A 26524-nucleotide genomic window follows, 5' to 3' on the forward strand; every position below is an offset into this window, starting at 1 on the left:
CGCACCGTCGGCATCATCCTCAAAAACTGATCGTCGCGGTAATCGTGTCGCTATAACTGCCGGGCATCGGCGTGGTCTGCGCGGGCACTCGCCCATAGACCGGAATCGATACGGGATTGCCCGTCCCCGTGCCGGTCGACATGACCGTGCTGCCCGTGCCGTCGCCCCACGCGTGCGTATGGCCGGAATCCGTATAAAGCTGGTAATTCACCGCGCCGCCGCCGCCCGAGCGCTGCATCTGCCGCGCGCCGACATTGCCGCTCGAACCGCCGCTCAGCGCGATTTCATACGCGTCGCCATTGGTGCAGCGCGCCGTCACCGAGCCGGTCGCGCTCAACGCCGAACTCAGCACGCCCGTCGACGTGAACGCAATGTTGGTCGTGCTGATCAGGCAGTTGTTCACGACCGTCGCGCTGGCCGTGAACGAGAAGCTGCCGTTGCTCGTCGTCAGCGCCGCGCAGCCTGGCGCGAGCAGCAGATAGTAGCCATAGTTCAACGAGGTCTGACTCACCAGTTGCGAGTACGGCGTGCTCGCGTTGTTGACGGTCGGCACGGTCGGCTGGTTGCCGAGGATCTGGCCATAGAAGTTGACCGTCGCCGACGCGGTCGTGTCGGTCGCGGGCTTGTTCAGGATCAGCGAGATCGGCGTGGTGCCGAGCGTCGTCGAGCCCCACGGAATCGAATACGCGGCGTCCTGATACAGGTTGTACTGCAACTGGCTGGTGCCGTTCGCCATGGCGCGCGGCGTGGTGCCGTTCATGTTCAGACAGACCTGCACGCTCGGCGTCAGCGTGATCGCGGGCCACGTACATTGCACCGTGACGCTGCCCGTCGCGTTCACGGTGCTCAGCGCGATCGGGCTGACGTTGCCGAAGCTCAGCGCGGAGGGGCTCGCCGTGCAGGTTTGCGCGCTCGCGAAGCGGGGCAGCGCGCCGAGTACGACGCACAGCGCGATCAGCCACAGGACGCGCTTCATGGCGCCGCCGCGGCGCTGGACGACGCGGCGCTCGTACTGGCCTGCCCGCAGATCAACGGCCCGATGGTCGGCAGCGAACCATCGCTCTTTCGCTCGTAGTCGAACGACACGCTGCAATGCAGGTTCGGCCCCTCGATCTCCAGATGATTCTCGCGCTGCAGATGCTCGATGAACGTCAACCCGTCATAGCCGACGATCGTATCGCCGCCGCTTTCCACGTGATGCACGCGCGTGCCCGGCGGCAGCAGCTTGCCGTCCGCGCCGCGCAGAATCACCGAGGCCGCGCTGTAGCGCGACACGCGGAAGGTCGCCAGCACGCCCGCATGCGCCTTCGGCACGAGGTCCATCGAGGTCGTCGCGATGCGCGCGTCGGCGGGCAGGTTCATGCTGTCGATCGCGACCTGGTTGTGCTGGTACGCGTTCAGATCCGGAATCAGCAGATGGCCGCTGCGATCGGTCGTGCCGATCACGCGGTTTTCGTGCAGCACCGGCACGCCCGCGACGCCGTCGGTGGAGACCAGCGCGAAACCGTCGTCGATCCGGCGCGACGGCTGCACCGTGTGATCCATCAGCACGATCGCGCCGGTGAGGTCGAGCGAGGCGCCCGCCTGACGGTCGATGTCCTGCGCGACCGCCGTTACCTCGCCGTATTTGCCGAGGTACTGCGCCTGCGCCTGGCGGTACGGCACCGCGCCCGTGCCGCCGGCCTGCACGCCCCAGCCCCAGCCGCCGGCATAGTCGGGCGGACGCTGCGCGTTGAGGTTGTAGGTGGACTGGTTGTTCTGACGGCCGACGCTCGTGTTGATCGACGTGTTGTTGCCGAGGCCGAAGCTCGCGGTGAGGAAGATGCCCTGCGCGTCGTGCTGCAGGAAGTCCTTGTAGGTGCTGAAGGTCAGCGAGGCCAGACTGCCGAAGCTCAGCGTGTACGACAGCGAGCCGATGCGCGATGCGGATACGCCCGGATAGCGATAGCCGATGTAGCTGAGCGACAGCGTCTGCCGGCTGAAGACAGGCAGCGCGAGCGTCACGCGGTCGGTGGCGGTCGGCACCGGCGTGCCGTCGCGCGCGGCGAGGTCGCCGAAGTTGCCGTACGCGCGCAAAGTCTGCGCATCGATCGAGAAGCGCGGTTCGATCAGTTGATAGCCGAAGCCGACCTGCGTGCCGTTCAGCTTGCCCGCGCTCGCCGACAGCGAGCCGTTGATCACGCCCGCCATGCCCATGCGCACCAGCGCGCCGGCGCCTGCGTTGACGAGTCCGCCGGTCGCTTCGGCGTGACCTTCGAGCGTCAGCGAATCGCTGACGCCGCGCCGCGCGGTCGCGCTGACGGCCGGCCGCGGATCGTAGGAAAACGACTCGATGCCGTAGTTGCGGCGCAGGAAACCGGCTTCGAACGAATAGCTCGACAGGCCCGCGGCCAGCATCCGCGTATCGACGTAGAGCGGCAGCGAGGTCGCGATCGTGCGGCCGAGCGCGTCGTGCGTGATGACGGTCGCCTCGCCCGCGCCGGTGATGCCCGGCACGTTGTTGACGATGAACGGCCCGCTCGGCACGTTGCCGCTGTATTGCCGCACGTTGTTGATGTACAGATCCACCGCCGAGGGCACCACCGCCGTGCCCGACAGCGACTGCACCGGAAACGTCACGAGGTCGGGGCGCAGCGCGAAATTGCTGCGCCACTGGAAGCCGCCGAGGCGGATCGAGCGGCTCCAGTCGAGCGACGACGAGATCGTGTCGCCCACTTGCGTGGTGCTGAGCGAGGCCGGGTTCGAGGTGCTCCACGAACTGTCGTAGCGCACGTAGCGATGCAGGTCGCGGTACAGGTAGGCGATGCCGGTGTTGCTCACCACGCCGTACGGATCGAAGTAGCGTTCCTCGCTCCAGAGCGCGAGCTGGGCGTTGCTGTTGGTTTGCGCGAAGGCGTCGTAGTTGATCAGGAAGCCGCGCGACGATTCCGCGTCCGGCGTTTTCGTCAGCTCGCGGGTGTCGAACGTGTAGGGGCGGCGGATCGCGTCGGGTACTTCCAGGTCGATGCTCTGGCTCGCCGCGTCGTAGCGGTAGCGCAGGCCGGGAATGCGGTCGAGTTCGAGCGTGGCGGAGTCGGCGGCGCCGAGCTTGTCGGTGGCGACGCCGATGTCGCTCAGGTCTCTTGCCGTCGCGCTCAGGTGACCGTCGACGTCGCGAAAGTGCGCGATCAGCGAAGTGCGTTGGCCATTGAGCATGACTTCGAGGTACAGGTCACGGCCTGCCGCGGCGCTCGCGGCGGGTTGTAGCGCGGTGGCGCCGGCGGGGATCGGCGGCGTGGCCGTCGATGCGCTGCCCGGCGCCGCGGATGCCGGCGTGTTCGGGTTGGTGCGTGTCGTTGCGCCTGGACTCGGGTTCGGCGACGCATTCGACGGCGCCCCCGGCACGGGCAACGACATCGGCGAGGACATCGGCAACGGCAGGGGCAGGGGTGTCGTGCCACGCGCGCTGCCGCGCATGCGCGGGTTGGGGGGATTGCTGGTCGTCACCGCATCGGCCGGCGGCACGGCGTCCGCCGGCGTGCCGATCGAACCGGGCGGCGGCGCGGAAGGCGTGGGCGCAACCACTGAACCCAGATCCACGCCTGAAGCGGCGCCCGAAGGTGGGGCCGCCGTTGCGCCCGAAGTCGCGACGGGACTCGAGGTGGCGCTGGCAGCCGGCGTGGCGACTGAACCCGGGGCCGGGCCTGCAGCCGGCCCCGGCCCCGCGGTTGAACCTGCCTCCGGCGCCGCCGCCCCCACGGCCGCCGCCCGCTGCGGGATCTGCGCGCCGGCCCGGCCCGCACCGCACAGGAACAGCATGGCCGCGAGCGCGACGGCATGCGGCTTCCATCCATGACGTGTTCGCCGTCGTGTCATTCTCATCGATTGCGTGGCGGTCCATCGTGTCCGTTCCTTCGGCCGGCGCGCGCGCCGCGCCGGTCTCATGTGCTTGCGCGCTCCTCCAGCGCGCCGGGTCGTCCCGGGCCGCCACGCGGCCCGCGCCGCCCTAGTCGAGCTTGACGGCGGCTTCGGCCGGCAGCGAGTTGACCGATGCCCGTACTTTCAGCGGACCGTTCTGCGCGACGCTGTCCGGCAGCGCGACCGGCCAGTGCCGCTCGCGTCCGGCCAGCGCGTAGCCGAGCAGTCCCTTGTTGATCGTGTAGGCGTTGCCGGCGTTGTCGATCAACTGCACGGCGGCGATCTGCGCGCGCCGGCGGCCGGTGTTGTCGACCCGCAGCATCCAGCTTTGCGCGCTGCGCGCCAGATGCCAGGCAAGCTTCGGCTGACCGACGTCGACGGCCGGTTCGACGAACACCGGCACCGAGTAGCGCAGACGGATCGTCACTCCGCTGGTGGGCGCGGCATCCGGTTCAGGCAACTCGTCGATCAGCACGCGATAACCCTGCTCGGCCGCCGACGGCGCCGCGCCGGTGCGCACCAGCCGCACCAGTTGATCGGCATGGCCGGCGATCTGGATCAGCGGCGGACTGGCGACGAGGTCCTGGGTCGGCGTCAGCGTGTCCTCGCCGCCTGCCTGGTCCCAGCGGAACACGCGCACCTGGCCGAACAGCGGTTTCTCGCCGGGGTTCTTCAGCGTGATGCCGGTCGCGTTGGCCTCCGCCGACATGTCCACCATGACCGGCGAAATCTGCAGCGTCGCGGCTCGCGCGCCGGGCGCGCAAAGCGCGACCGCAATGGCGACGCCGGCAATCCCGGCGGTCGCGAAGGCTGGTGCGAGCCGGCTCGCGCGGGCGCGGACGACGGAAGGCCGGCGAGGCGCGCCCATGGCGCTCGCGCCGCGCGTCAAAAGTAGACCGTGGCGGTGATGGTGGTCTGATACGTGTCGGGTTTCGGCGTGGCCTGCGCCGGCACCTGGCCATACACGGTGATGGACTGCGCCGACCCGCTGCCGGTGCCGCTGACCGTGTTGGTGCCTTGCGTGTTGCCCCACAGGGTGGTGTGACCCGCGTCCTGGTACAGCTGGAAGCCGACCGTGGTGCCGGTGTTGCCGGTCGCGGTGCCAGCCATCAGACGGCTCGTCACCGTCGAACCGGTGACCGTGCCGCCGTCGAGCCCGACGTTGTACGGCGTGGTGTTCGTGCAGGTGACCGCGACCGTGGTCTGCTGGTTGATCGCGGTGGCCAGCACGCCGTTGCTGCCGAAATTCAGCGGGGTCGCGCTGATCGAGCAGTTGGCGGCGAGGGTGAGCGTGACGGTGAAGGTACTGGTTGCGGTGCCGTTCGAATACACGGCGGCCCGTGCAAGCTGAAGAGGCAAACCGAACATCAATGCGACGATCAAGCTGGATGACAGCAGTTTCCGTTTCATCATGAAACCTCTCAGGCCGACAGGACACCGGTTTTATCGCGCGGTCAATTTCAATCCGGCTCGCCGGAACGGCGAGTGACGGTTGGCATTTCCGCGCTGAGTGTTTGCTTTATGAAAAACGTCATTGCAATGAGTGAATTGAGTCTACACCAGACTTTCTTTGCGATACAAACGCTATGGCGATAAATTGCGCTTCAATGAATGCGTCAATGGCGATTCAGTGCTGGACGGGCAGGCAGGGCGGGCGAGACAGACGAGTCATTGTTGCCGCGCCGGGATGCTCGGGAAAATACCTAAATTGGCATTTTTTTCGAATGGGAATGAAAAATGGCAATTCGATTCGTGCGTATTGATTCGGAATTATGCGAATCGGATAATTTAACAATGCCGAATGGCTCGCTGTCCGTTGCATTAAAACGGCGATTTAAATCGATGCCGAATAGCCATTGATGCAGCGTAAATCGCCGATAATCGTTTGCGCCTAAAGCGGAGTGGGCGTCATTCGTCCAGTGCCCATGCGCGTCGGCGCTGCATCAGCGTGCTAGCGAGCGAGACCGCCGTGCCGATCGCACCCATCGCCGCGGCCAGCGCCACGATCAGCGGCCCGGTATGCGCACGGCTCGCGAACAGGCTGACCAGCAGGCCCGCGAGCGGCTGCGTGAGGTTGTTCAGCAGGATGATCACGCCGGTCGTCTTGCCATAGTCCTGCGGCGGCACGAGCCGCTGCCGCGCGCCGCGAATGTAGACGTTGAACATCTTGTCGAAGCCGACGATCAGCAGGAAGCCGAGCGCGTAGCCCCATGGCGCCGCGCTCGCGCCGGCGATCACGCCGCCCGCGCAGATCGCCGTGAACGCGAGCGGACCGAGCACGCGCGGCGGCCACGTGCTGCGCGCGATGGCCAGCAGGATCAGCACCGTGGTCACCGCGCCGGCGGTTTGCAGACCGGCGTAGTAGCGGTTCGATTGCGCGTGCACGCCGGTCACCATCGCGGCCGAGGTGGCGAGCGTCACGCCGATCACGAGGTTTTCCGCGGCGGCGAGCAGCACGATTTTTTTCAGGCCGGGGAGCACCAGCACGTGGCGCAGCGCGATGCGTAAGGGCAGCGTCCAGTGACCACGCGCGGCGGCCGGCGGTTCGGCGGCGCGAAAGCCGCTGCCGCGCTGCCAGACGAGCAGGGCGGCGTCGGCGGTGAGGAACAGCAGGCCGGTGCCGGCGACCACCCACTCCCAGCGCCACAGGCCGAGCAGCAGCGCGGCGAGCATCGGCCCGAGCACGAAGCCCATCTGGTCGGCGAGTTGCGAGTAGGCGAGCACGCGCTGGAATTGCTGCGTGCTGAAGATTTGCGGCAGCATGACTTCGCGCGCGACGAGCCCCTGGCTCGTCAACACACCGCACACGGCCGAGAGCGCGATCAGCCAGCCGATGCCGCCGAATGCCGCGTAAGCGAGCACGCCGCCGAAGCAGGCGAGCGCGCGCACGGCCTGGCTGATGCGCATCAACCTGAGCGGCGAGACGCGGTCGCACAGCGCGCCGAAAAATGGAAACACGAGATAGCGCGGCAAGGTCTCGATAAAGAACGCGAGACCCGACCACGAGACTTGATGCGTCGTTTGAAAGACGACGAGCGGGACGAGAAACAGCAGGATCTGATCGGCGAGACGCGCGACAAACAGCGAGCCGAAAAAAGCTTGATGGTTGACGCGCACCGCGGATGTCCCGTCGCTGGAAAGGTGGCACCGATCCTATCAAAGAACGCTGCCGTGCGCGCCGCTCGCCTGCGCCGGCCATGGCGTGACGTGGCGTCATGCGGCGCACCGGGCGGGCGATTCGTGATTCATGCAGCCACGCCCGCCGAAGTTCGCCCCACGCCTTACTTCATGCAGTCGTTCATGTTCTGCAGCACCTGCTCCGGGCTCAGATCGCGCGTGTGGCTGGCGAGCGACCAGCGATGGCCGAACGGGTCCTGCAACTGACCGTAGCGGTCGCCCCAGAACATGTCGCTGACGGGCAGCACGACGGTCGCGCCCGCTTCGACCGCCTGATTGAAGCTCGCGTCGACGTCCTCCACGTAGTGATGGATCATGACCGGCGTGCCCTTCAATGCGATCGGACCGAGCGTGTTGTGATCGGGCCATTCGTCGGTCAGCATCAGCATGGAGTCGCCGATCTTCAGGCAGGCGTGCATGATCTTGCCGCCGGGGCCGGGCAGATGGAACTGTTCGACGGCGTTGAAGGCTTTCTTGTAGAACGCGATGGCTTCGGCGGCGTTCGCGCAGATCAGGTACGGCGTGAGCGAGTGCATCCCTTCCGGGATCGGTTTGACGGCGGGGGTGGACATGACGGCGGCTCCTTGAATCGATCGTTCGTGAAGTGGCGTTGTGTTGGCTTGCGTGGCATCGCGTGAGTCGAGGACCTCGCTGGGCGCGGTCTTCAACAGTACGACGAACACCCAGCCTGCGAATCGACACGCCGGGAAAAATATTTTTTGCGCGGTGCTGGCGGCGGCGGACGTACCGGACAGGTGGAATGTGCCGGCGTCGCGCCCGCCGCCTTAACCGGCCGGATTGTCCTCGTCGGGCGGCGTGGCCGGCGCGTTGGGCGTGGCAGGTGCGTTGGGCGTACCCGGCTCGCCCGACGCCGCCGCGCCGGCGGGCGCGCCGAGAATGCTGACCTGGAAGGTCGGCGTGGCCGCCAGCGACTGCAAGGTGGCGTCTTCCGGAATGTGTTCCAGCAGCGGCAGGATCACCGAGCCGCCGATCACCGCGCGGCGGCTGTCGTCGGCCGGCCGCAAACCCCACACGTCCTGATAGACGACCGGCACCGCGACGCCGTTGCGGGTCGTGTTGCCGATATACAGCATCACGTGACCGCCGATGTAGATCAGCGTGCGCAACGGCACGCCATGCTGCGCGAGATAGTCGAGGCGCTGCGCGGGCGTGGACGACGACAGGTCGACCATGCGCCCCGCGCTCATCTGCGTCGACGAATGGCGCGGCAGCCAGACGCCAAACGCCGCGAAGATGCTTTGCAATTCCGACGAGCAGTCGTTGTAGAGGCCGCTGTTGCCCCAGCCGTACGGCCGGCCGATCAACGTCTTCATCAGCATGGCCAGGTGACGCGGCGTGGCGGCGAGCGGCATCGGCGCGATCTGGTCGTCACGCAGCGTCGCGGTGCGGATCAGTGCCTGGCCGTCGGCGTCGCGCGCGGGGACGAGGAGCTGGCGCGTGATGGCGTCGGACGAAGCAGCGGCGGCGGAGGCGGCGTTGGAAACCGCAAGAGACGCAGCCGAAGCGGGAGAAGCCGAAGCGGAAGACGCCCCCAGCGGCAACATCGTCCCCGCCGGCGCATCGAAGCGGAACACGCCACGGCTGTCCCGCACCGCCGCCGACGCCACGATCACCGCACCGAGCGATCGCGCTGTCGCCGCGCGCCACGTGTCGACGAAGCGGTCGTCGGTCATGCCGACGCCGTCGCTGCGCACCCAGCCTTGAACATCGGGCGTCTGCACATAGCGCCACGCACCGTCGGCGCTGCTGCCCAGCACATAGAGCGGCGTGCCGGGCCGTACCGCCGAGATCTGCAGGTTGTCGAACGGATAACCTTCGCCGGCCAGCCGGTGATCGTAGAACGACGGATCGATGGTCGGCAGTTCGCGCACCATCAGGTTGGTCGTGGCGATCGCGCGCCGCTCGGGGCGATAGACGGCGTCCTGCGTGAACTGCGCGACGTTCTCGTTGAGCGCGATCGCATCGATCCACGCCTTGTCGTGCGGCCGGAAGTTTTCGCCGTAGCCGAGCGCCGCGCCGCTTTTGCCCGTGTTGTCGAACTTGTCGAGCCGGCGTTGCTGCAAAGCGGCAATGTCCGCGCCTTGCTGACGGTAGACCCGCATCGCCACGAACGCCGAATTCCACGGCGACGGCGCGCTGGTGCCGGTGCCGAAATAGCGCGCGTAGAGGGCCTTGAAGTGCGCCTGCTGATCGGCGGCGCTCAGGAACGGACGGTCGTAGCCGGGGCTATCCGGTTCGAGCCAGTGATCGACGTTCTGATCGTAATTCCCGATCGGGAACAACGACACGGTATCGAGCGGCGCGCGCGCGTCGCGCGACTGCGACGGATTGCTGCAGGCGCCCAGCGCGACGAGCGCCGCGAGCGCGGTGCCGAGAGCGGCGGCGCGGCCGATGGCCGGCAGCGCGAAAGCAAGGCGGGGTGGGACGGCGACAGGCATGGGCTTCGAATCGGAAAGGGCCAGGGGCACGATGATACGGCGTCGGCGCGCGCGGCGATATGAACGGCGCGTGACATGATGCGCTGCAAGGTGTTGTGAGCACACGCCGTTGTGCAAATCCATACACAACGCTTTCGTGTTTTCATGTCGTTTCAGGCCGTGCCTTGAGGCTTTCGGCACCACGGCTATCCCGTCACGTATCACCCATCAGGAGAACGACATGCAAACCAGCGCACGCAATCAATTCACCGGCGAAGTCAGCGAAGTCAAACACGGCGCCGTGAACGACGAAGTCACGCTGCGCACCCAGGACGGTCTGGAGATCGTCGCGATCATCACGCATGGCAGCGCCGAAAAGCTCGGCCTCGCCGCCGGCAAGAAGGCGTTCGCGCTGGTCAAGGCATCGTCGGTGATCGTGATGGTCGATGTCGCGAAGAACCAGGTGTCGGCGCGTAACTGCATCGCCGGCACGGTGTCGGCCGTCACGAAGGGCGCGGTCAACTCGGAAGTGACGATCAGCGCAGGCAGCGCGCAGATCGCGGCGATCATCACCAACGACAGCGTCGATCGTCTCGCGCTCGCGAGCGGCAAGGCGGCAACGGCGATCTTCAAGGCATCGAGCGTGATCGTCGGCGTCGATCAGTAAGCGCGCGTTCCGGCGTAAAAAGGGGGACGTGCCGCGCGCGTCCCCCTCGTTTTTTGTCTCTTCCGTCTTCCTCCTCTCCCGCGTTGCGCTGAAGGAACCGGCCGCTTGCATTAAACTGCAGAGCCTCGTTCCTCATTCCGTGTTCGTCACGGGCACCGCCATGTTCGACGTTTCCTCCGCCTCAACTCTGCCCAAGGCCGCGCACTACGAAGAACTCGTCGCGCAGGCGCGCTCGCTCCTCGCTGGCGAAACCGACTGGATCGCCAATGCCGCGAATTTCTCCGCCTTCGTGTTCCATTCGCTGAGCGATCTGAACTGGGCCGGCTTCTATTTCCACGACGGCAAGGAGCTGGTGGTCGGGCCGTTCCAGGGCAAGCCCGCCTGCGTGCGCATTCCGCTCGGCAAGGGCGTCTGCGGCACGGCCGCGCAAACGCGCCAGACGCAGGTGGTGCGCGACGTGCACGAATTCCCCGGTCATATCGCATGCGATTCGGCATCGAACTCGGAAATCGTCGTGCCGCTCGTCGCGCCGGACGGCACGCTGATCGGCGTGTGGGACGTGGACAGCCCGGTGGTCGCGCGCTTCGACGAAGAAGACGCGAAGGGCATGGAAGCGCTGTGCGCGGTGTTCATCGAAACGGCCTTGCCGCGCGGCGTGTAAACCGGCGTTTCAGTTGGCACATAATCCGGCATACAAGCGGATTCTCACGGCACCCTATGCACATTTGTACATAGACTAGATGCACTTCAGGGGATGGGTCGGCGGACCTCATCCCGCTATCGTTCTCTCCACGCGCTCACGATGTCCCGCCCATAACGCTTGCGGGGCCACGACGATGAGCGCGACGAACCCCCACCAGGTTTTGGAGACACGCATGAGTTCCGCCATCGCTACCCCCGCCGTTTCTTCCGGCAACACCCAGCCGCTGACCTTCCAGCGCTCCCCCGCATTGCCCCGCAATTGCACGTTCGACGCCCACGACTGGGAAATCCTCGCCCGCTACTGGCATCCGGTCGCCTTCGCCGCCGACGTCACCGACAAGCCCATCAGCGCGACCCTGCTCGACGAGCCGCTCGTCGTATTCCGCTCGAACGGCCAGCTGGTGAGCGCGCGCGACATCTGCCCGCACCGCGGCGCGCCGTTGAGCCAGGGGTGGGTCGATAACGGCAACATCGTGTGTCCGTATCACGGTCTCGCCTACGGCAACGACGGCAAGTGCAAGCACATTCCGTCGCAAGGCGACGGCCCGATCCCCGAGCGCCTGCAACTCGTCACGTACGCGACGCAGGAAGCCTATGGGCTGGTGTGGGTGTCGCTCGGCGGCGGCCACGAGGCGTTGCCCTCGTTCCCGTTCTGGAACGACGCGGACTTCCAGCAGATCCTGCCGCCGTCGATCGACATCAATGCATCGGCCGGACGTCAGACCGAAGGCTTCATCGACGTCGCGCATTTCGCGTGGATTCACCACGACAGCTTCGCCGACCGGCAGAACCCGGTGGTGCCGCAGTACTCGGTCGAACGACGCGAGCGCGGCATGCAGGCAGAGTACGTGAGCAACGTCAGCAACTTCCCGAAGTCGATGCAGCACCGCGCGCCCGACGGCTTCCTGTGGCGCCGTATTTTCGAAGTGGACGTGCCGTTCTTCGCGCGTCTGACCGTGCATTTCCCCGAGAACGGGCGCCTCTCGATCCTGAACGCCGCGAGCCCGATCTCGGCGCGCAAGACGCGTCTGTTCGTGCCGATCGTGCGTAATTTCGACAAGGATCTGCCGCTCGAGGACGTCTACGCATTCAACCGCCAGGTGTTCGAGGAAGACCGCGCGATCGTCGAGCAACAGCGTCCGGAAGATCTGCCGATCGACCGCACGGCCGAAGCGCCGATCCTGGCCGACCGCTCGTCGGGCGCCTATCGTCGCGCGCTGGCCGAGATCGGTCTCGGCCAGGCTTATGTGCGCTAACGCGCGCCGCGATTCGGGAGAGATGCCATGAAAGTATGGGAATGCGTGATCTGCGGCTTTCGCTATGACGAAGCGCTCGGTTTGCCCGAGGCGGGCATCGCGCCCGGCACGCGCTGGGAAGACGTGCCGGACGACTGGCTGTGTCCGGACTGCGCGACCGGCAAGCATGACTTCGAGATGCAGGTGGTCGCATGAGCGCCGCGCAGCAGGACAAGGACGTCGCGCCGGTGGTGATCGTCGGCACCGGCATGGCGGGTTACACCGTGGCGCGCGAGTTGCGCAAGCTCGACAGCGCCGTGCCGATCGTGATGATCAGTCGCGACGACGGCAGCTTCTATTCGAAGCCGATGCTCTCCAACGCGCTGGCGATGAAGAAGGAGCCGCAGGCGCTCGCGAGTTTCGACGCGATGGCGATGGCCTCGCAACTGGGCGCGTGGATTCGCGTGCATCAGAACGTCGAGCGCATCGTGCCGGAGGAGCACACGCTGGTCGTGGATAACGCGTTGCTCGGCTACAGCCGGCTGGTGCTGGCGACCGGCGCGGACCCGCGCCGTCTGCTGGTCGGCGGCGATGGCGCGGACGACGTGCTGTCGATCAACGACCTCGACGATTACGCGCGTTTCCGGCTGGCGCTCACGCGCTGCCGGTCGGTGGCGATTCTCGGCGCGGGCTTGATCGGCTGCGAGTTCGCCAACGATCTCGCGGCGGCCGGTTACGCCGTCGATCTGATCGATCCGGCGACCACGCCGCTGGCGCGTCTGCTGCCGCGGCAGGTCGGCGAGATCTTCGCGCAGGCGCTGGAAAACGGCGGTATCCGTTTCCATCCGGGGCGTAGCGTGAGCCGCATCGATCGTCTCGCGGACGGTTATCGCCTGAGCTTCGCCGACGGCGAGCGGATCGACGCCGACCTCGTGGTGTCGGCGATCGGACTCGCGCCGCGCACGGCGCTGGCCGCGGCCGCCGGTCTGGAGATCGACCAGGGTATCCGCACCGACGCATGGTGCCGCACCAGCGCGCCCGATATCTACGCGCTCGGCGATTGCGCGGCGATCGACGGCAAGGTGCAGCCGTACGTGCTGCCGATCATGCATGCGGCGCGCGCGCTGGCGCGCACTTTGGCCGGCGAGCCGACGCGTGTCGCGTTCCCGGTGATGCCGGTCACGGTGAAGACGCCCGCGAGTCCCGCGGTCGTCGTGACGCCCGAAGGCGAGGGCGCGTGGTCGATCGACACCGGCGACGATGCCGCCGCGCATGCGGTGCGCGCGGTGTGCACGCATGCCGACGGTGAACGTACGCTGGGCTTCGCGCTGGTCGGCAAGGCGGTCGAAGGCAAGGCCGCGCTGATCAAGGCGATGGCCACGCCGGCGCCCGTCGCGTCGTAGGTGCCCGCATCGTCCTGATCTGATGGGCACGCCATAACAATCTTCCTTCTGACCGACCTGACTTCGTGGTCGCCTGATGTTTGACAGGGCCTGTCACCTGGCCTGCATCCGATGATCTCGTTCGCGCCGCAAGCGTTGCTTGCGGCGTTTTTTTTGGCGGGGGGCGGTGCGTGTGGCGTGGCGCAGGAGCGGTGCGTAGTAACGGCGCGTTGTAGCGACGCGGAGTAGCGGCATGTGAAAGCCGCTTTGAGAAAACTGCTGTTTAAAAACCGCTCAGGGCGCCAGATCTTTCGCGACGTTGGCGATCAGCCTGCGCAGCCAGATCGCCGCGATGCTGCGATGCGTGCGGTCGTGCCACAACTGGTAATACGTCAGCGCGCGCGTTTCGCCCGGCACCGGTTCGATGCGCAGCGGCAGCAGCTTCGTGTAATGCGTGGCCAGCGCGCGCGTGGTGGTGAACAGCAGGTTCGAGCGGGCCAGCACGTAGGGCGCCATGCCGAAGTAGGGCAGCGTCGTCGTGACCGTGCGCGACAGACCGTTGCGCGCGAGTTCGATATCGACGGTGCCCCATGCGGTCGTGTTGTACGTGGTGACCGCCAGATGCTCGGCCTCCTCGTAGACCGCCTTGCTGAGTCGCCCCGGTTTGATCGGGTGACCGTTGCGCAGCAGGCAGACCAGTTCGTCCTTGCACAGCGGTTGCAGATGCAGATGTTCGGGCGGCGTGCGCCAGTTGCCGATCACCAGATCGAGAAAGCCGCTTTCGAGGCCGTGCTCGTAGCCGCCGTCCACCATCATCAGATGCCGGAATTCGAGCTTCGCGTGCGGCGCCTCGCGATGGAACGCATCGACCACCGCCGGCACGAAGAACGCGTCGAGATAATCGGGCGAGCCAATCCGGAACGTCTGACTGGTGTTGGCCGGATTGAACGACGTGGTGGGATGCAGGATCGCCGCGATGCTGCTCAACGCCTGCGCGGCGGGTTCGATCAAGGTCAGCGCGTGCGGCGTCGGCACCATCCTGCTGCCGCTGCGGACCAGCAGCGGATCGCCCGTCATGTCGCGCAGTTTGCGCAGCGCCACGCTGACGGTGGGCTGCGACTGTCCGAGCAAAGTCGCGGTGCGCGACACGCTCGACTCCGTCAGGAGCGTGTGCAACACCTTGAGCAGGTGCGAGTCGATGACTTCCTTGGACATGAAATGCGAGGCTCTATGGCGTGCGATGGCGCGCGGATTGTTTCGGCGCGGCGGCGCCGGCGAAGCGGCGCTCTGTAGCGGGGGATATGCAATCGAAATATATCGACGGATATAACGGGCGTCAATCGGGCCACACCCTGCGCGAAAACGCCAAACGTCCGCGCGTATTGATCTATGACGCGCGGAATATGGCGGTAATAGTCGAAGTGGTATGGCGTGCGCGAACACCGCGCGGCGAACGACGGTCTTCGTCGAACCGTGGACGGTCGAAAGACGGGCCGCTGAAATTTCGCGGCGCCGGCTGGCGACGGATCGAACGATCCGTGTTGGGGATTACACCGAGGGAAACGATTGGCGTGACGTTTGCGCGTCCCGCGCGGCAAAGCGCGCCGCGAAAGCCGTTATCATACGCACGGTTAGCCGCTGGAACAGGCCGCTTCACAGGCCGCGCCGGCGCCGCATGTCGAAGCGAAACACGCGAAAGTCCGACCGTTCGCGTCCCACGCTCGATGACCACGCTCGATCGTTCGACTTCATGGGACATTCAAAGGCCGGCGCGATGCAATACCACCTCCATGCCGATGCGCGCACGCGCGACGCCGCGTTGGCGTCGGCGCCGTACGGCATGTTTCTCTGCACCGCCGACGGCCGCTTCGACGCCGTCAACGCCGCTTTCGAAAAGCTGACCGGATTCACCGCCGCCGAATTGCTCGGCGTGCGCAGCTTCGAAGCGCTACTCGATCCGTCCGAACTCGCGAAGCGCCGTGCCGAACTGCCGCCGCTCGCCGCGATCGGCGAGCGCTACGAAGGCGAGTGGACCTGGGTGCGCCGCAACGGCACGCCGGTTCGCGTGGTGCTCGCGCTGGCGCCGCTCGTCACCGAACCCGCGTACGTCGACGCGCTGGTCGGCGAGCCGGCTCGCTACGTCGGCATCGCGATCGACATGACGCGCTACGCGCAGTCCGAAGCGCGGCTCTGGTACGTCGCGCATCACGACGGCGTGACCCGCCTGCCGAACCAGACGCTGTTCACCGAACGTCTCGAAATGACGATCGCGCGTTGCGAGCGCAGCGGCGGCGGCTTCAGCGTCGTGATCGCCGAGCTCGACCATCTGCGCAAACTGCGCGATGCGCTCGGACTGCACGCCGCGGAACTGGTGCTGCAGATCGTCGGCGAGCGGCTGCGTAGTCTCTTTCCGAACGACGGCACGATCGCGTCGGTCGGCGGCACGCAGTTCGCGTTGCTGATCAACGAGAGCGGCGCGGCCGCCGAAGCCTTCGCGACCGAAGCGCTCGGCCGCATCGCCGAGGCGATCGACTGCGGCGGCACCACGCTGAACATCACCGCGAGCCTCGGCATCGTCGCCTATCCCGCCGACGGCGCCGACGCGCCGACGTTGATGCGGCGCGCGGGGGTCGCGCTGTCGGCGGCGTCGGCCGTGCACGGCAATGCGGTGCGGCGCTTTTCCACCGCGCTCGAAGGCCAGGCATCGCGCCGTTTCGAACTGGAGCGGATGCTGCGCGAAGCGCTCGATCATCAACAGTTGCATCTCGTGTATCAACCGCAGGTCACGCTGGCGAACGGCCATATCGCCCAGGTGGAGGCGTTGCTGCGCTGGCACCATCCGTTGCGCGGTCCGATCAGTCCGGTCGAGTTCGTGCCGGTCGCCGAGGAGGCGGGGTTGATCGAGCGGATCGGCGAATGGGTGATCCGCACCGCGTGCCGCGATGCGGGCAAACTGCTGCGGCTCACCGGCAATCTGCCGCGGATCGCGGTCAACGTGTCGCCGCAGCAGTTCCAGCGGCACAACCTGTTCGAAACGATTCGCGACGCGCTGGAAGACGCCGCGCTCGATCCGTCCTACCTCGAAGTGGAAATCACCGAGGGCGTGCTGCTCGGCGACACCGAGCAGGCCCTGCACACCTTGCACGCGCTGCGTGAGCTCGGCGTGGAGGTCGCGCTCGACGACTTCGGCACCGGCTATTCGAGTCTCGCGTATCTGACGCGTTTTCCGATGAACCGGCTCAAGATCGACCGCTCGTTCGTGATGCGGATGAGCACCGATCCGCAGTGCGCGGCGCTGGTCGGCGCGATCATCGCGATGGCGCATGCGCTCAAGCTGCGCGTCACGGCGGAAGGGGTGGAGACGGCGGAGCAGGCCGCGCAGCTCGAAGCGCTGGGTTGCGACGAAGCGCAGGGGTTCTGGTTTTCGCGGCCCATCACGGTGGCGGCGCTGCGGAATCTGTTGAAGCCGCTCGGGGCGAGTTGATCGAAGTGTGGTGGCGCGGGGCGGGGCGAGGTTGGAGGTTCGCTCGCCATCGGTCCAAGGTTGACGGCCTTCGGTCTACGTCGCGTTTTCGATAACCGTTTTCGATAAATCATGCGCGTCGATATGGTTAGCGATCCGTATCGATCATGGTTGGCGCGCGTCGAATATCAGCGCACCGCGTCATTCCTTATACCGTTGCAACGCATCCCCACGATGCACCGCGTGCTTGCCGCTCTTATCGCTTTCGACCTCGTAATGAGGATCGTCCGCCGACGCATCGACCGTTCTGCCGTCCACGCTCGTATGGGTAGAAATGACACGCACGACCTTGCCGTGGGTCAGTCCTTGCGGCGTGTTCCAGCTGACGTGGTCATGCACCTTGAAAGTCTGGCTCATGGTCGTCTCCAAAGGGCCCGGATCGACTGCCCGCGCGCTTCCTGGCGGTCGAGCAACCCGCGTGCCGCCTCGGCCGGGTAAATTCGATCCACGCCGCTTAATGACGGTTAATGCCGGTCAATGCCGCTCCAGCGTGATTCCGCCTCGGTCCGGTATCCATTCTGTAAAGGGCGGGAACGCATCCTGCTTCACTGCGTCGGGTGAATCTACGCAACGGAATGAAGACACGATGAACGATCTCCTGAACCGTCTCCTGCATTTTCAGCCGTCGCTGCTCGTCACGATGACGCACGACGTGCTTCGTATCGTCCTCGCCCTACTGATCCTGGTGGTCGGCTGGTGGCTGTCCAACCGCGTCGGCGGCATGTTCGCCCGCGCGCTCGCGCGCACGCACGCCGATCCCACGCTCGCGCCGATGCTGGCCGCGATGAGCACGTGGGCCGTGCGCGTGCTCGTGTTCATCGCGGCGCTGAGCGAGGTCGGGATTGCGACCGCGAGCGTGCTGGCCGTGCTCGGCGCCGCCGGTCTCGCCATCGGGCTGGCCTTGCAAGGCACGCTGCAGAATATTGCCGCCGGCATGATGCTGTTGATGCTGCGGCCGTTTCGCGTCGGCGACGTGATCGAGGGTAGCGGCGCGGCGGCCGGCATCGTGCGCGAGGTGGGGTTGTTCACCACGCGCATCGAGCGCGGCGACGGCAACGCGGTGTTCGTGCCGAACAGCCAGATCTGGAGCAACCCGGTGATCAACTACAGCAGCGGCGGCACGCAGCGCATCGAGGTGGAAGTGGGACTGGCGCAGCGCAAGGATGTCGATGCCGCGATCGGCGAGCTCAAAAAGCTGGTCGCGGACGAGCCGCGCGTGTTGAGCGGATCGACGCTGGCGCCGGTCATCACCGTGGCCGAGTATCCGGACACGGGCGGCGCGACGCTGCGGATCGCCGCATGGGTGCGCACGCCGGATGCGTCGTTGACCAGCGGCGACCTGCACGAGCATGCGCAGAGCGCGCTCGAACAGGCGGGTTGTCCGGTGGCGGCCTGAGCGCGGGAACGGCCGGCTGCCTGACTGCCCGAGGCGCCTGACCGCCAGACCGCCAGACCGCCAGACCGCCGCGTTCAGCCGCGAGGCACCCCGTGCAACACCCGGGTCGCGCGTGCGCGCGAGCCCCCCTTATAATCTGCTTCTGCTCAACCATGTTGAACCGGACTCGTTTGATCGACCCATCGGAATCCGTCAGCCGCGCATCGCCGGCTCAGCGTGACGCGCCCAACGTGCTCGGCGCATTGCGCGCCGCTACGGCGGAGCGTCACGAATTGCTGCACACGATCATGCCGCTGTCGGTGGACAGCGTGGCGCTGCGCGACTATCTCGCGCACCTGACGATTCTGCGCGACTGGCTCGCGCCGCTCGAAGCGTGGTTGCAGCATTTCGACGATGGCCCGCAAGCGGCCACGCAGCCGTCCCGCCTGGATCGGCTGGCCTTGATCGACGCCGATCTGACGGACCCCGCCGCGGCGCCATCCACGAACGAAGGCACCATCCCAGCTCCCGCAGACGACCACCCCTGGCACGGCCCGCAAAGCGCCGCTTTCCGCTGGGGCGTGTGCTACGTGATCGAGGGATCGCAACTGGGCGGCGCGGTGTTGTACGCGCGTCTGCATGAACGTCTCGCGCCGCATCCGCTCGGTTTTCTCGCGGCCGGCCGCGAAACGCTGGGTCCGCGCTGGCGGGCCTTCGTGCAGGCACTGTCCGCCGAAGTCGCCACGCCGGAAACGATCGACGAAGCCTGCCGCGGCGCGGCCGCGGCGTTCGACCGTCTGATCGATCATGCCAATCACGCCAGCCACGCGCGCTGCGCGGCCATGGCGGCCTGCGCGGATGCCCGCTGATGCGCGCCCGGGACCTGCCCATGGATAGCCGCCTCGTGGACCCGTCCGCACCGCCGCATCAGTTCGATGCGGCGCTCGCTTTCGAAGCGCTGCCCGACGCGTATCTGATCCTCAACCATCGGCACGAGATCGTGCTTGCCAACGCGCGCTATCTGGCGTTGCTGGGGCAGTCGCTCGGCGATCTGCTCGGCCGGTCGATCTTCGACGTCAACCAGTTCGGGCCCGCCGAGCAGCGCGAAGCGCGACGCGCGTGGTTGAGTGGCGCGCTAAAGGGACTGTCCGCGGGCGAACCGAAATGGTCGCCGCTGTTTCGCTACGAGATGCCCCGGCGGCACGGCGATGACGCGAACGCGAATGCGAACGCGGATGCAGACAGCCACGCCGACGTACCGCGCTACTGGAAGATCAAGGCGAGCCTGCTAGGCGCGCGTCCGGGCGCGGGTACGCATATCGCGCTGCGCGTCAGCGAAGTCACCGAGGGTATCTCCGACTACGAGCGCGACCAGCGCGAACGCGCAAAGCTGCGCTCGCAGGCGCAACTGCGCCAACTGCTGGCCGACGAGGCGAAAGCCCAACTGCGCGAGCACCAGGAGCGTTTTCAGCTCGCGCTCGCGTTCTCGCAGGTCGGCGCGTGGGAACTCGACCCGGCGACGGGCGCGATCGAATGCACGGATCAGTGCAAGATCAACCTCGGGCTTGGTGCATCGTCCACGCTGTCCGAGCAGCGTCTGCTCGGCGAGATCGTGCATCCCGAAGACCGCGTGCGGGTGCGCGAAGCGATGGAGCACGGTCTCGCGAACCAGCAGCAGTTCGATGCCGACTACCGCGTCGGCTGGGGAAGCGGGGCGACTCGCTGGATTCTCGTGCGCGGCGTCGGCCGCTATACGGCGGACGGCGCGCTGACCTCGGTGATCGGCTTCACGCTCGACATCACCGCGCGCAAGGAGGCGGAACTGGAGCAGCGGGAAATCGCCGCTTCCGAGAAGCGCGCGCGCGAGCACAGCGAACGTCTCACGATGGCGATGGACCACTTCGTCACCACCGTCAGTCACGAATTGCGCTCGCCGCTTTCCGCGATCCTGTCGTGGACCGATCTGCTGCAACGCTCGGCCGATCCGTCGCACGTCACGCGCGCCACCGACGTGATCAAGCGCAACGCGCGTCAGCTTTCGCATATGGTCGACGATCTGCTGGACAGCGGCGCGATCGTCACGGGCAAGCTGTCGGTCAATCTGCAACCGGTCGATCTCGGCGCGTTGACCGGCATCGTCGCCGACGACCTGCGCATGCATGCCGAAGCCAAGGGGCTGCAACTGATCGCCGACGATCTGAGCTCCGCGATGGTGCTCGCCGACGAAAGCCGCATGAAGCAGGTGATCTGGAATCTGGTGTCGAACGCGGTGAAGTTCAGCCCTCAGGGCACAGTCACGCTATCTGTATCTGTGCATGCCGAAGGCGAGCGCGTCGAACTGGCGGTTCAGGATACGGGCGTGGGCCTGGATCAGACTTCGCTGGAACGGGTTTTCGAGCGCTTCCAGCAGTTCGGTCAGGAAGGCTCCGGGCGGGTGGCGGGGCTGGGCCTCGGATTGTGGCTGGTGAAGAATCTGACGGACCTGCATGGCGGCACGATCGTCGCCGAAAGCGCGGGACCGGGGCAGGGTGCGACGTTCCGTTTGTGCTTGCCGGTGTATCGCTAGGCGGGTCGTATTGCGGGTAAGCGGCGCGGGGTGAAGCGTGCCTGGGTGGCACGTCTCACGTGGGGACACACCCCGCCGCGTGCCCTTGCTTCTGTCCACAATGGGCCGGGGCGGTTTGCTTCAGGCGGGGTCAGCGGGAATACGGCGGCGGTTCGTTCAGCACCGCCCAGAACATGCCGAGGTCGTTGATCGCGGCCATGAAGTCGTCGAACGCGACCGGCTTCACCACATAGGCGTTCACGCCGAGGTCGTAGCTGCGCAGCAGATCGCTTTCCTCGCGCGACGAGGTGAGCATCACCACCGGAATGCGCTTGAGCTTCTCGTCGCTGCGCACGGCCTTCAGCACCTCGTGACCGTCGACCTTCGGCAGCTTCTTGTCGAGCAGGATCACGGCGGGGTTTTCTTCCACGCGATCCGACCATTGCCCCTGGCGGCGCAGATACTGCAGCGCTTCATCGCCGTCGCGCAACGACACCACCGGATTGGCCAGGCGCGTTTTCTCCAGCGCAATCAACGTGAGTTCCACGTCGTTCGGATTGTCTTCCACCAGCAGGATCGGTCTTAGCACGCTGTTTCCTTCATTTCGATTCATCTTGCGAGTCTGTCCGCGCTTGCTACTCTTTCGACTCTTTCGGCACGGGGCGAAAGCGTTTGCCCGGCGACAACGCGGTCAGGCGGGCCACGGCGGCGGCCGCGGATTCTTCCCCCTGGCTCGCGTCGGCCACGAACACGTGCGGCAGTGAAAAATACATGGCCGCGCCGCGATCCATCTCGCCGACGGCCCATGCTTTACCGCCGTGCCGCTCGACGATCCGCTTCACACCAGCAAGCCCGATGCCCGTGCCGGGAAATTCCTCGACGCGATGCAGCCGCTGGAATACGCCGAACAGTTTATCGACGTAGCGCATGTCGAAACCGACGCCGTTGTCCTTGACGAAAAAAACCTCTTGCCCGGCCAGTTCGCCGTCGCCGGCATAGCGGCCGATTTCGATCGTGGCGTGCTCGCGGGTGGAGGTGAATTTTACCGCGTTCTCGATCAGGTTACGGAGCACCACGTGCAATAGCACCGCATCCGCGGTCACGTGGCCAAGTTTGCCGACCTGCCATTCGATGGCGCGCGGCGCGGCTTCCTTGGTTTCGTCGGCGATCAACGCGCTGATCGTCGCGTTCAGATCGACGGATTGCGGACGCAGCGCGGCGCGGCCCATCTGCGAGAAAGCGAGCAGATCGTCGACCAGCTTGCCGCCGAAACGCGCCGACGAAATGATTCGCTCGACGAAGTGCTTGCCGCGCTCCGACAGGCGCTCGCCTTCCATGTCGCGCAGCAGGTCGGCGAAACCGACGATATGGCGCAACGGCGCGCGCAGATCGTGCGACACCGTGTACGAGAAGCCTTCGAGTTCCTTGTTCGCGCGGCCGAGTTCGAGCGCCAGTTGCGCGAGCTCCTCGGCGCGGCGCAGCACGATGCCGAGCAGCGCGGTGCGGAATTCGACCGCGATTTCGAGTTCAGCCGGACGCCACGGCAAGGACAGCCCGCGCACGGTATCGGTCCACACGTCGAAGCTCTTGCGCGGCGATAGCGAGTCGGCGAGGCCCGCGAGTTTCTCGCGCGGGTCGCCGGCCCACTCGATAGTCTGCACCACTTCCTCGCGGAACCACAACACGTAGTTGCGGAACAGCTTCGAGATCGACACCGCGAGCAGACCCGCATGATCGGGATGGGCCGGCAAGGCCGGGTAGGCGGTAGCGAGCGAGTCGGTGGCGAAGGTGTCGTCGACCTGGGTGTCGAGCCATTCGACCAGTTGCGCGACCTGAGCCTCGGACGGCGTGACGCCGACCCGCAGAATGCGCCCCTCGAAGACGATCGCCGCGCCGTCCGACGCGGTCAGGGCGAGCAGGTCTTTCGGGTCGTCGACGAGCGCGTCGGTGAAGCTATCCGTGTTGGCCATCGCGGCAAGCAGGCGCGCGAGCGTGCGGCGCAGCGCGAGCCGGTATTCGGCTTCGGCGTGGTCTTCTTTCGCCTCGATCTGCAACGACAGCACCTGCGCGATGTGCTCGCACGCGGTGCGCACTTCGAACGGCGGCACACGCGCGCTGTCGTGGTGGCACGAAATCAGCCCCCACAGTTTGCCGCGCACCACGATCGACATCGACATGGACGACAGCGTGCCCATGTTCTTCATGTACTGCACGTGCACCGGCGAGACGCTGCGCAGCGACGCGTAGGTGAGGTCGGTGGGCTTGCCGGTCGACGGATGCCGCGGCGGTACGAGCGGCGCGGCGGCATAGTCGGCATCGGCAATGAGGCGGATGCGGTTGCGGACGTAGAGCGCGCGCGCCTGGGCCGGAATATCGGAGCCGGGGAAGCGTTGCCCGAGATACGAGCGGTAGCCCGGCTCGACCTGTTCGGCCAGCACGTGACCGGCGCCCGCGTCGTCGAAGCTGTAGACCATCGTGCGGCCGAAACCGGTGATGCGCTGCACCTCGTCGGCGGCGAGCTGCGCGAGACCTTCGACGGTCTCCGCGTCCTGCAGACGGTTGATGAAGGTGCGCACGAGCGGGTACATCGACGAAAACACGTCGATCGTGCCGCGCGCCGGTTCCAGTTCGACGAACGCGACGCCCTGGTGACGATGCACGATCACCGCGAAGGGCGTTGCGGGTGAATCCTGCGTCTGCGATGGAGGTGGAAGATTAGAGGCTTGCGATGCATGCGTCGATGCCGCGCGCGCTTCGCGTGGATCGCTCATCGAGCCGATGTACAGCGGGATGCCTTCTTCCCGATGCGTGCGCAGCGCCTCGACGATGCGCGCGGCCCACTCGCCGCCGAGCACATCGGCGAGCGGCGCGCCGAGCAGACGCTCGGGCGCGAGGCCGGACACGCCGGGGGCGCCGCTGTCGGCAATGAGGGCCGTGGCGTTCGCGCTGACCTGCAGCACGTTGCCGTCTTCGTCGATGCTGAACAGAAAGCCGTGCGGCTGAATGCCGCCGGGAATGTGGATGGGTTCTCTTGCGCAGTTGTCTTCGAGTCTCGAAGACACGGAAGATGTGAGGTCTGCCATGCGTGCTCCACGAACGGTACAGGGCATTTTCGCATAGCGGGGTCGAGTTGTCGGGGCAGGTCTGCGCTATCGATGCAGATCAGCGGCTTGTTCCGGCGGAGCACGTTTTTTGCTGCTGTGCTTGCTGCCCGAGTGAGTCCGTAGCAGATTGCGCCGGTTGCTTGCGGTTTGTATGCGGTTGCGTTGGCATGCGACCAGTGCCATGCAAGCGCCGCGGCGACGCGTGACGCGTGACGCGCGGCCCATGCGGACGCACCTCCCTTAGCCCGACCGTCAGGCAGGAGCCGACATGAAAGCAATCCGTCAAACAATAAATGCTGCTGTTTTTACCGGCGTGATGTGCGCGTCGAGCGTGTTGCTGAGTGCATGCGGCGGAGGACACGGCGGCAGTTCAAGCACCAGCAGCGGATCGTCGCCTGCGGGCGGCATCAATCTGCAGGTCGTGTCGTTCGGCGACAGTCTGTCCGACGTCGGCACCTATGCGCCGATCGCCGGCGCGGTCGGCGGCGGACGCTTCACGACCAATCCCGGTCAGGTCTGGTCGCAGGATGTCGCGCAGTACTACGGCGGTTCGCTTACCGCCGCATTCACGATCGACGTCGGTCATGAGCTGAGTCCGCAGAACGGCTTCGGCTACGCCGAAGGCGGCTCCACGGTGGCGACGCCGGCCAACCAGTACGACTTTCTCACCGACGTGATCGGCAACGTCGAGATGCCGGTGAATCAGCAGGTCGGCAGCTATCTGAGCACCCACGGCAGTTTCAACGCGAACCAGCTCGTGCTGGTGTGGGCGGGCGCGAACGACGTCCTGCGCGCCGGCACCCTGCCGAGCGCGGCGCCGGTCGTGCAGACGGCCGCCACCGCGCTGGCCCAGGTGATCGGCCAGATTGTCGGGAACGGCGCGACGCATGTCGTGGTGGTCAACGTGCCGAACATCGGCCTGTCGCCGAAGGGCGTGACCTCCGCCGATGGCGGCGCGAATCTGACGCAGCTCTCGCAGCTTTTCAACAGCGACCTGAACACCGCGTTGCAGACGGCGGGACTGCAAGGCAAGGTGATCCCCGTCGATGCCTACACATGGCTGAACGGCGTCGTCGCGAACTATCAGAGCAACGGCTTCACGGTGTCGAACACCGCGCAGGCCTGCGACCCGAACAAGACGCCGGATGACACCTCGCTGCTGTGCTCGCCGGCTACCTATGCGACAGCCAACGCGGACCAGACCTATATGTTCGCCGACGACCTTCATCCGACCACGCATCTGCACGCGCTATTCGCGCAATTCGTGGAGCAGCAGATTGCGGCGACGGGATTGGGGCATTGAATGCGTATTGAATAATCAATTGAGCGATCTGGTCGTTTGGGCTCACTCGTGAGATGCCCATGTTCTTACGCAGTTGTTTGAGTCGGTCATAACTTCAATTGGAATGTGATGCTTTTTTACAAATTGCGAAGTCATTACCGGCTTGTCGAGTAATTTCCGGTGCGCGTGCGATAGAATCCGTCACGAAAAATATGCTTGCGCTACGGAGAGAGAATGCAGCACGCAAAAAACGCTGGGGTTCAACGGTTGGCAGAGTCAATTGGCAAACGCTGGAAATCGATTCTGGTGATATCGGTTCTTGGTGCAGTAGTCGGTGTCGCCGGTTCGACGCTGGTTCCGAAACGATGGCCGGCGCGGGTACTGGTGCAGGTTGGGCAAACTGAAAACGGCACGCCGCTGGTCGATCCGGCGGGTTTGGTCGAACGGATCAAATTTCCCTCGTTTGCAACTCAAGTGATCACCAGCATGGGTCTTCCCGGGGATGATGAGGATCCGCGCGTGAAGCTATTCAAGAAGACTTTATGGGCCAATGTTCCGCGAGGCGGTAGTCTGATCGAAATTCACGTCAACGGATATTCGCCACAGGAGGCGAAGAACAATGCAATAGCGGCTTTAGCGCTGATCCAAAAGGATCACGAAGCGCTGCTTGCGCCAGCTATTGACAGAAAGCAGAAGCTGCTAACTCAATACGAGCAGCAACTTAAAGAACACCTCGACCAGCGGTCCGCGATTTTATCCCGGCTTCAATCTAAATCCGGTGCCGATAATTCGCATGGATCGCAGGATATCGTCTTTTCAATTCTGATCCAGTCGGATGGTTTCGAAACGCGTGCGCTTACTGAGCAGATCGCCCGATTGCGCGATCAACTCGACACGACAAGAATGTTTAATACGAAAGCGGTTGCGCCGGTGTATGTGCGCGATCGTCCGGACTCGCTGTCGGCGGGGGCTTGCTCCGTATTCGGTCTGCTGGCAGGTTTGGCGGTGTCGCTCGCCTGGTTGCTGATTAAGGACGCAAGCTTGCGCATGTCATTTTACGGCGCAGTGGTTGGGCGCACCGGCCGCACTGGTCGCGCGATCGGCTAGGCTGGCACCTCGCGTCATGGATGTAAGAAGGCCGCCTTCATGGCGGCCTTCTGTCGTTAGGCGTTGGTCTTCGCAGATGGCGCGCGGCGC

General features: G+C 65.8%; 22 protein-coding genes. 11 read left to right on the top strand and 11 right to left on the bottom strand.

The annotated features are described in order from the left end of the window. Positions 1-19: 19 nt before the first annotated feature. The 7 genes from LFL96_RS05365 to LFL96_RS05395 form a co-directional block, all read right to left on the bottom strand. Complete coding sequence (locus LFL96_RS05365) at positions 20-976, bottom strand: spore coat U domain-containing protein (RefSeq protein ID WP_280998852.1); 957 nt, start codon at positions 974-976, stop codon at positions 20-22. After that, positions 973-3855: a fimbria/pilus outer membrane usher protein gene (locus LFL96_RS05370; protein WP_280998853.1), complete on the bottom strand. Its 2883-nt coding sequence runs from the start codon at positions 3853-3855 to the stop codon at positions 973-975. Before LFL96_RS05370 ends, LFL96_RS05365 begins: the two co-directional genes overlap by 4 nt. A gap of 130 nt (positions 3856-3985) precedes the next feature. Then, positions 3986-4765, bottom strand: a complete 780-nt coding sequence (locus tag LFL96_RS05375; protein WP_280998854.1) for a fimbria/pilus periplasmic chaperone — start codon at positions 4763-4765, stop codon at positions 3986-3988. 17 nt (positions 4766-4782) lie between these two features. After that, positions 4783-5265, bottom strand: coding sequence for a spore coat U domain-containing protein (locus LFL96_RS05380; protein ID WP_281000576.1), 483 nt, complete (start codon positions 5263-5265; stop codon positions 4783-4785). A gap of 540 nt (positions 5266-5805) precedes the next feature. Continuing rightward, on the bottom strand, positions 5806-7014 hold the full coding sequence (locus LFL96_RS05385; protein WP_280998855.1) for an MFS transporter: 1209 nt from the start codon (positions 7012-7014) through the stop codon (positions 5806-5808). Positions 7015-7178: 164 nt separating this feature from the next. Beyond that, positions 7179-7646 carry a VOC family protein gene (locus LFL96_RS05390; RefSeq protein ID WP_280998856.1) on the bottom strand — a complete coding sequence of 156 codons (468 nt, stop codon included), beginning with the start codon at positions 7644-7646 and terminating at the stop codon, positions 7179-7181. Positions 7647-7859: 213 nt separating this feature from the next. Then, the gene (locus LFL96_RS05395; protein ID WP_280998857.1) at positions 7860-9533 is read right to left on the bottom strand and encodes an SH3 domain-containing C40 family peptidase; all 1674 of its coding nucleotides are present in this window, start codon (positions 9531-9533) and stop codon (positions 7860-7862) included. A gap of 220 nt (positions 9534-9753) precedes the next feature. On the opposite strand from LFL96_RS05395, the gene LFL96_RS05400 reads away from it, so the two are divergent. The 5 genes from LFL96_RS05400 to LFL96_RS05420 all read left to right on the top strand — a co-directional run bounded on the left by LFL96_RS05400 (position 9754) and on the right by LFL96_RS05420 (position 13519). Further along, complete coding sequence (locus LFL96_RS05400) at positions 9754-10179, top strand: TOBE domain-containing protein (protein ID WP_280998858.1); 426 nt, start codon at positions 9754-9756, stop codon at positions 10177-10179. Positions 10180-10339: 160 nt separating this feature from the next. After that, positions 10340-10840, top strand: a complete 501-nt coding sequence (locus LFL96_RS05405; protein ID WP_280998859.1) for a GAF domain-containing protein — start codon at positions 10340-10342, stop codon at positions 10838-10840. A 214-nt stretch (positions 10841-11054) separates the two neighbouring features. Further along, the gene (locus tag LFL96_RS05410) at positions 11055-12137 is read left to right on the top strand and encodes an aromatic ring-hydroxylating dioxygenase subunit alpha (protein ID WP_280998860.1); all 1083 of its coding nucleotides are present in this window, start codon (positions 11055-11057) and stop codon (positions 12135-12137) included. 27 nt (positions 12138-12164) lie between these two features. Continuing rightward, on the top strand, positions 12165-12332 hold the full coding sequence (locus LFL96_RS05415) for a rubredoxin (protein WP_115782269.1): 168 nt from the start codon (positions 12165-12167) through the stop codon (positions 12330-12332). Then, the gene (locus LFL96_RS05420) at positions 12329-13519 is read left to right on the top strand and encodes an FAD-dependent oxidoreductase (RefSeq protein ID WP_280998864.1); all 1191 of its coding nucleotides are present in this window, start codon (positions 12329-12331) and stop codon (positions 13517-13519) included. Before LFL96_RS05415 ends, LFL96_RS05420 begins: the two co-directional genes overlap by 4 nt. A gap of 273 nt (positions 13520-13792) precedes the next feature. Here LFL96_RS05420 and LFL96_RS05425 read toward each other — a convergent pair whose 3' ends face one another. Then, positions 13793-14713: a LysR family transcriptional regulator gene (locus tag LFL96_RS05425; RefSeq protein ID WP_280998866.1), complete on the bottom strand. Its 921-nt coding sequence runs from the start codon at positions 14711-14713 to the stop codon at positions 13793-13795. Between the two features lie 559 nt (positions 14714-15272). On the opposite strand from LFL96_RS05425, the gene LFL96_RS05430 reads away from it, so the two are divergent. Continuing rightward, positions 15273-16982 (top strand): GGDEF domain-containing phosphodiesterase, encoded by a 1710-nt coding sequence (locus tag LFL96_RS05430; protein ID WP_280998868.1) that lies wholly within the window; start codon positions 15273-15275, stop codon positions 16980-16982. A gap of 180 nt (positions 16983-17162) precedes the next feature. On the opposite strand, the gene LFL96_RS05435 is transcribed toward LFL96_RS05430, so the two are convergent. Then, positions 17163-17378 carry a DUF2945 domain-containing protein gene (locus tag LFL96_RS05435; RefSeq protein ID WP_280998870.1) on the bottom strand — a complete coding sequence of 72 codons (216 nt, stop codon included), beginning with the start codon at positions 17376-17378 and terminating at the stop codon, positions 17163-17165. 229 nt (positions 17379-17607) lie between these two features. Between LFL96_RS05435 and LFL96_RS05440 the strand changes: the two genes are divergently transcribed. From LFL96_RS05440 to LFL96_RS05450, 3 genes are all read left to right on the top strand, one after another. Then, positions 17608-18417, top strand: a complete 810-nt coding sequence (locus tag LFL96_RS05440) for a mechanosensitive ion channel family protein (RefSeq protein WP_280998872.1) — start codon at positions 17608-17610, stop codon at positions 18415-18417. A gap of 170 nt (positions 18418-18587) precedes the next feature. Next, complete coding sequence (locus tag LFL96_RS05445; RefSeq protein ID WP_348638415.1) at positions 18588-19265, top strand: biliverdin-producing heme oxygenase; 678 nt, start codon at positions 18588-18590, stop codon at positions 19263-19265. Positions 19266-19285: 20 nt separating this feature from the next. Continuing rightward, entirely contained in the window at positions 19286-20962 is a 1677-nt protein-coding gene (locus LFL96_RS05450; RefSeq protein WP_280998874.1) for an ATP-binding protein, read from the top strand. A gap of 130 nt (positions 20963-21092) precedes the next feature. Here the strand turns inward: LFL96_RS05450 and LFL96_RS05455 are convergent, their stop codons facing one another. Both LFL96_RS05455 and LFL96_RS05460 read right to left on the bottom strand, forming a co-directional pair. Beyond that, entirely contained in the window at positions 21093-21530 is a 438-nt protein-coding gene (locus LFL96_RS05455) for a response regulator (protein WP_280998876.1), read from the bottom strand. Between the two features lie 46 nt (positions 21531-21576). Next, the gene (locus LFL96_RS05460; protein ID WP_280998878.1) at positions 21577-24024 is read right to left on the bottom strand and encodes an ATP-binding protein; all 2448 of its coding nucleotides are present in this window, start codon (positions 24022-24024) and stop codon (positions 21577-21579) included. Between the two features lie 337 nt (positions 24025-24361). On the opposite strand from LFL96_RS05460, the gene LFL96_RS05465 reads away from it, so the two are divergent. Both LFL96_RS05465 and LFL96_RS05470 read left to right on the top strand, forming a co-directional pair. Then, a complete protein-coding gene (locus LFL96_RS05465) occupies positions 24362-25348 on the top strand; it encodes an SGNH/GDSL hydrolase family protein (protein ID WP_281000580.1) in 987 nt (328 codons plus the stop codon). Positions 25349-25561: 213 nt separating this feature from the next. Continuing rightward, complete coding sequence (locus LFL96_RS05470; RefSeq protein ID WP_280998880.1) at positions 25562-26434, top strand: hypothetical protein; 873 nt, start codon at positions 25562-25564, stop codon at positions 26432-26434. Positions 26435-26524 lie beyond the last annotated feature (90 nt).

It is taken from the genome of Paraburkholderia sp. D15 (assembly GCF_029910215.1).
In the GTDB taxonomy this organism is placed as follows: Bacteria; Pseudomonadota; Gammaproteobacteria; order Burkholderiales; family Burkholderiaceae; genus Paraburkholderia.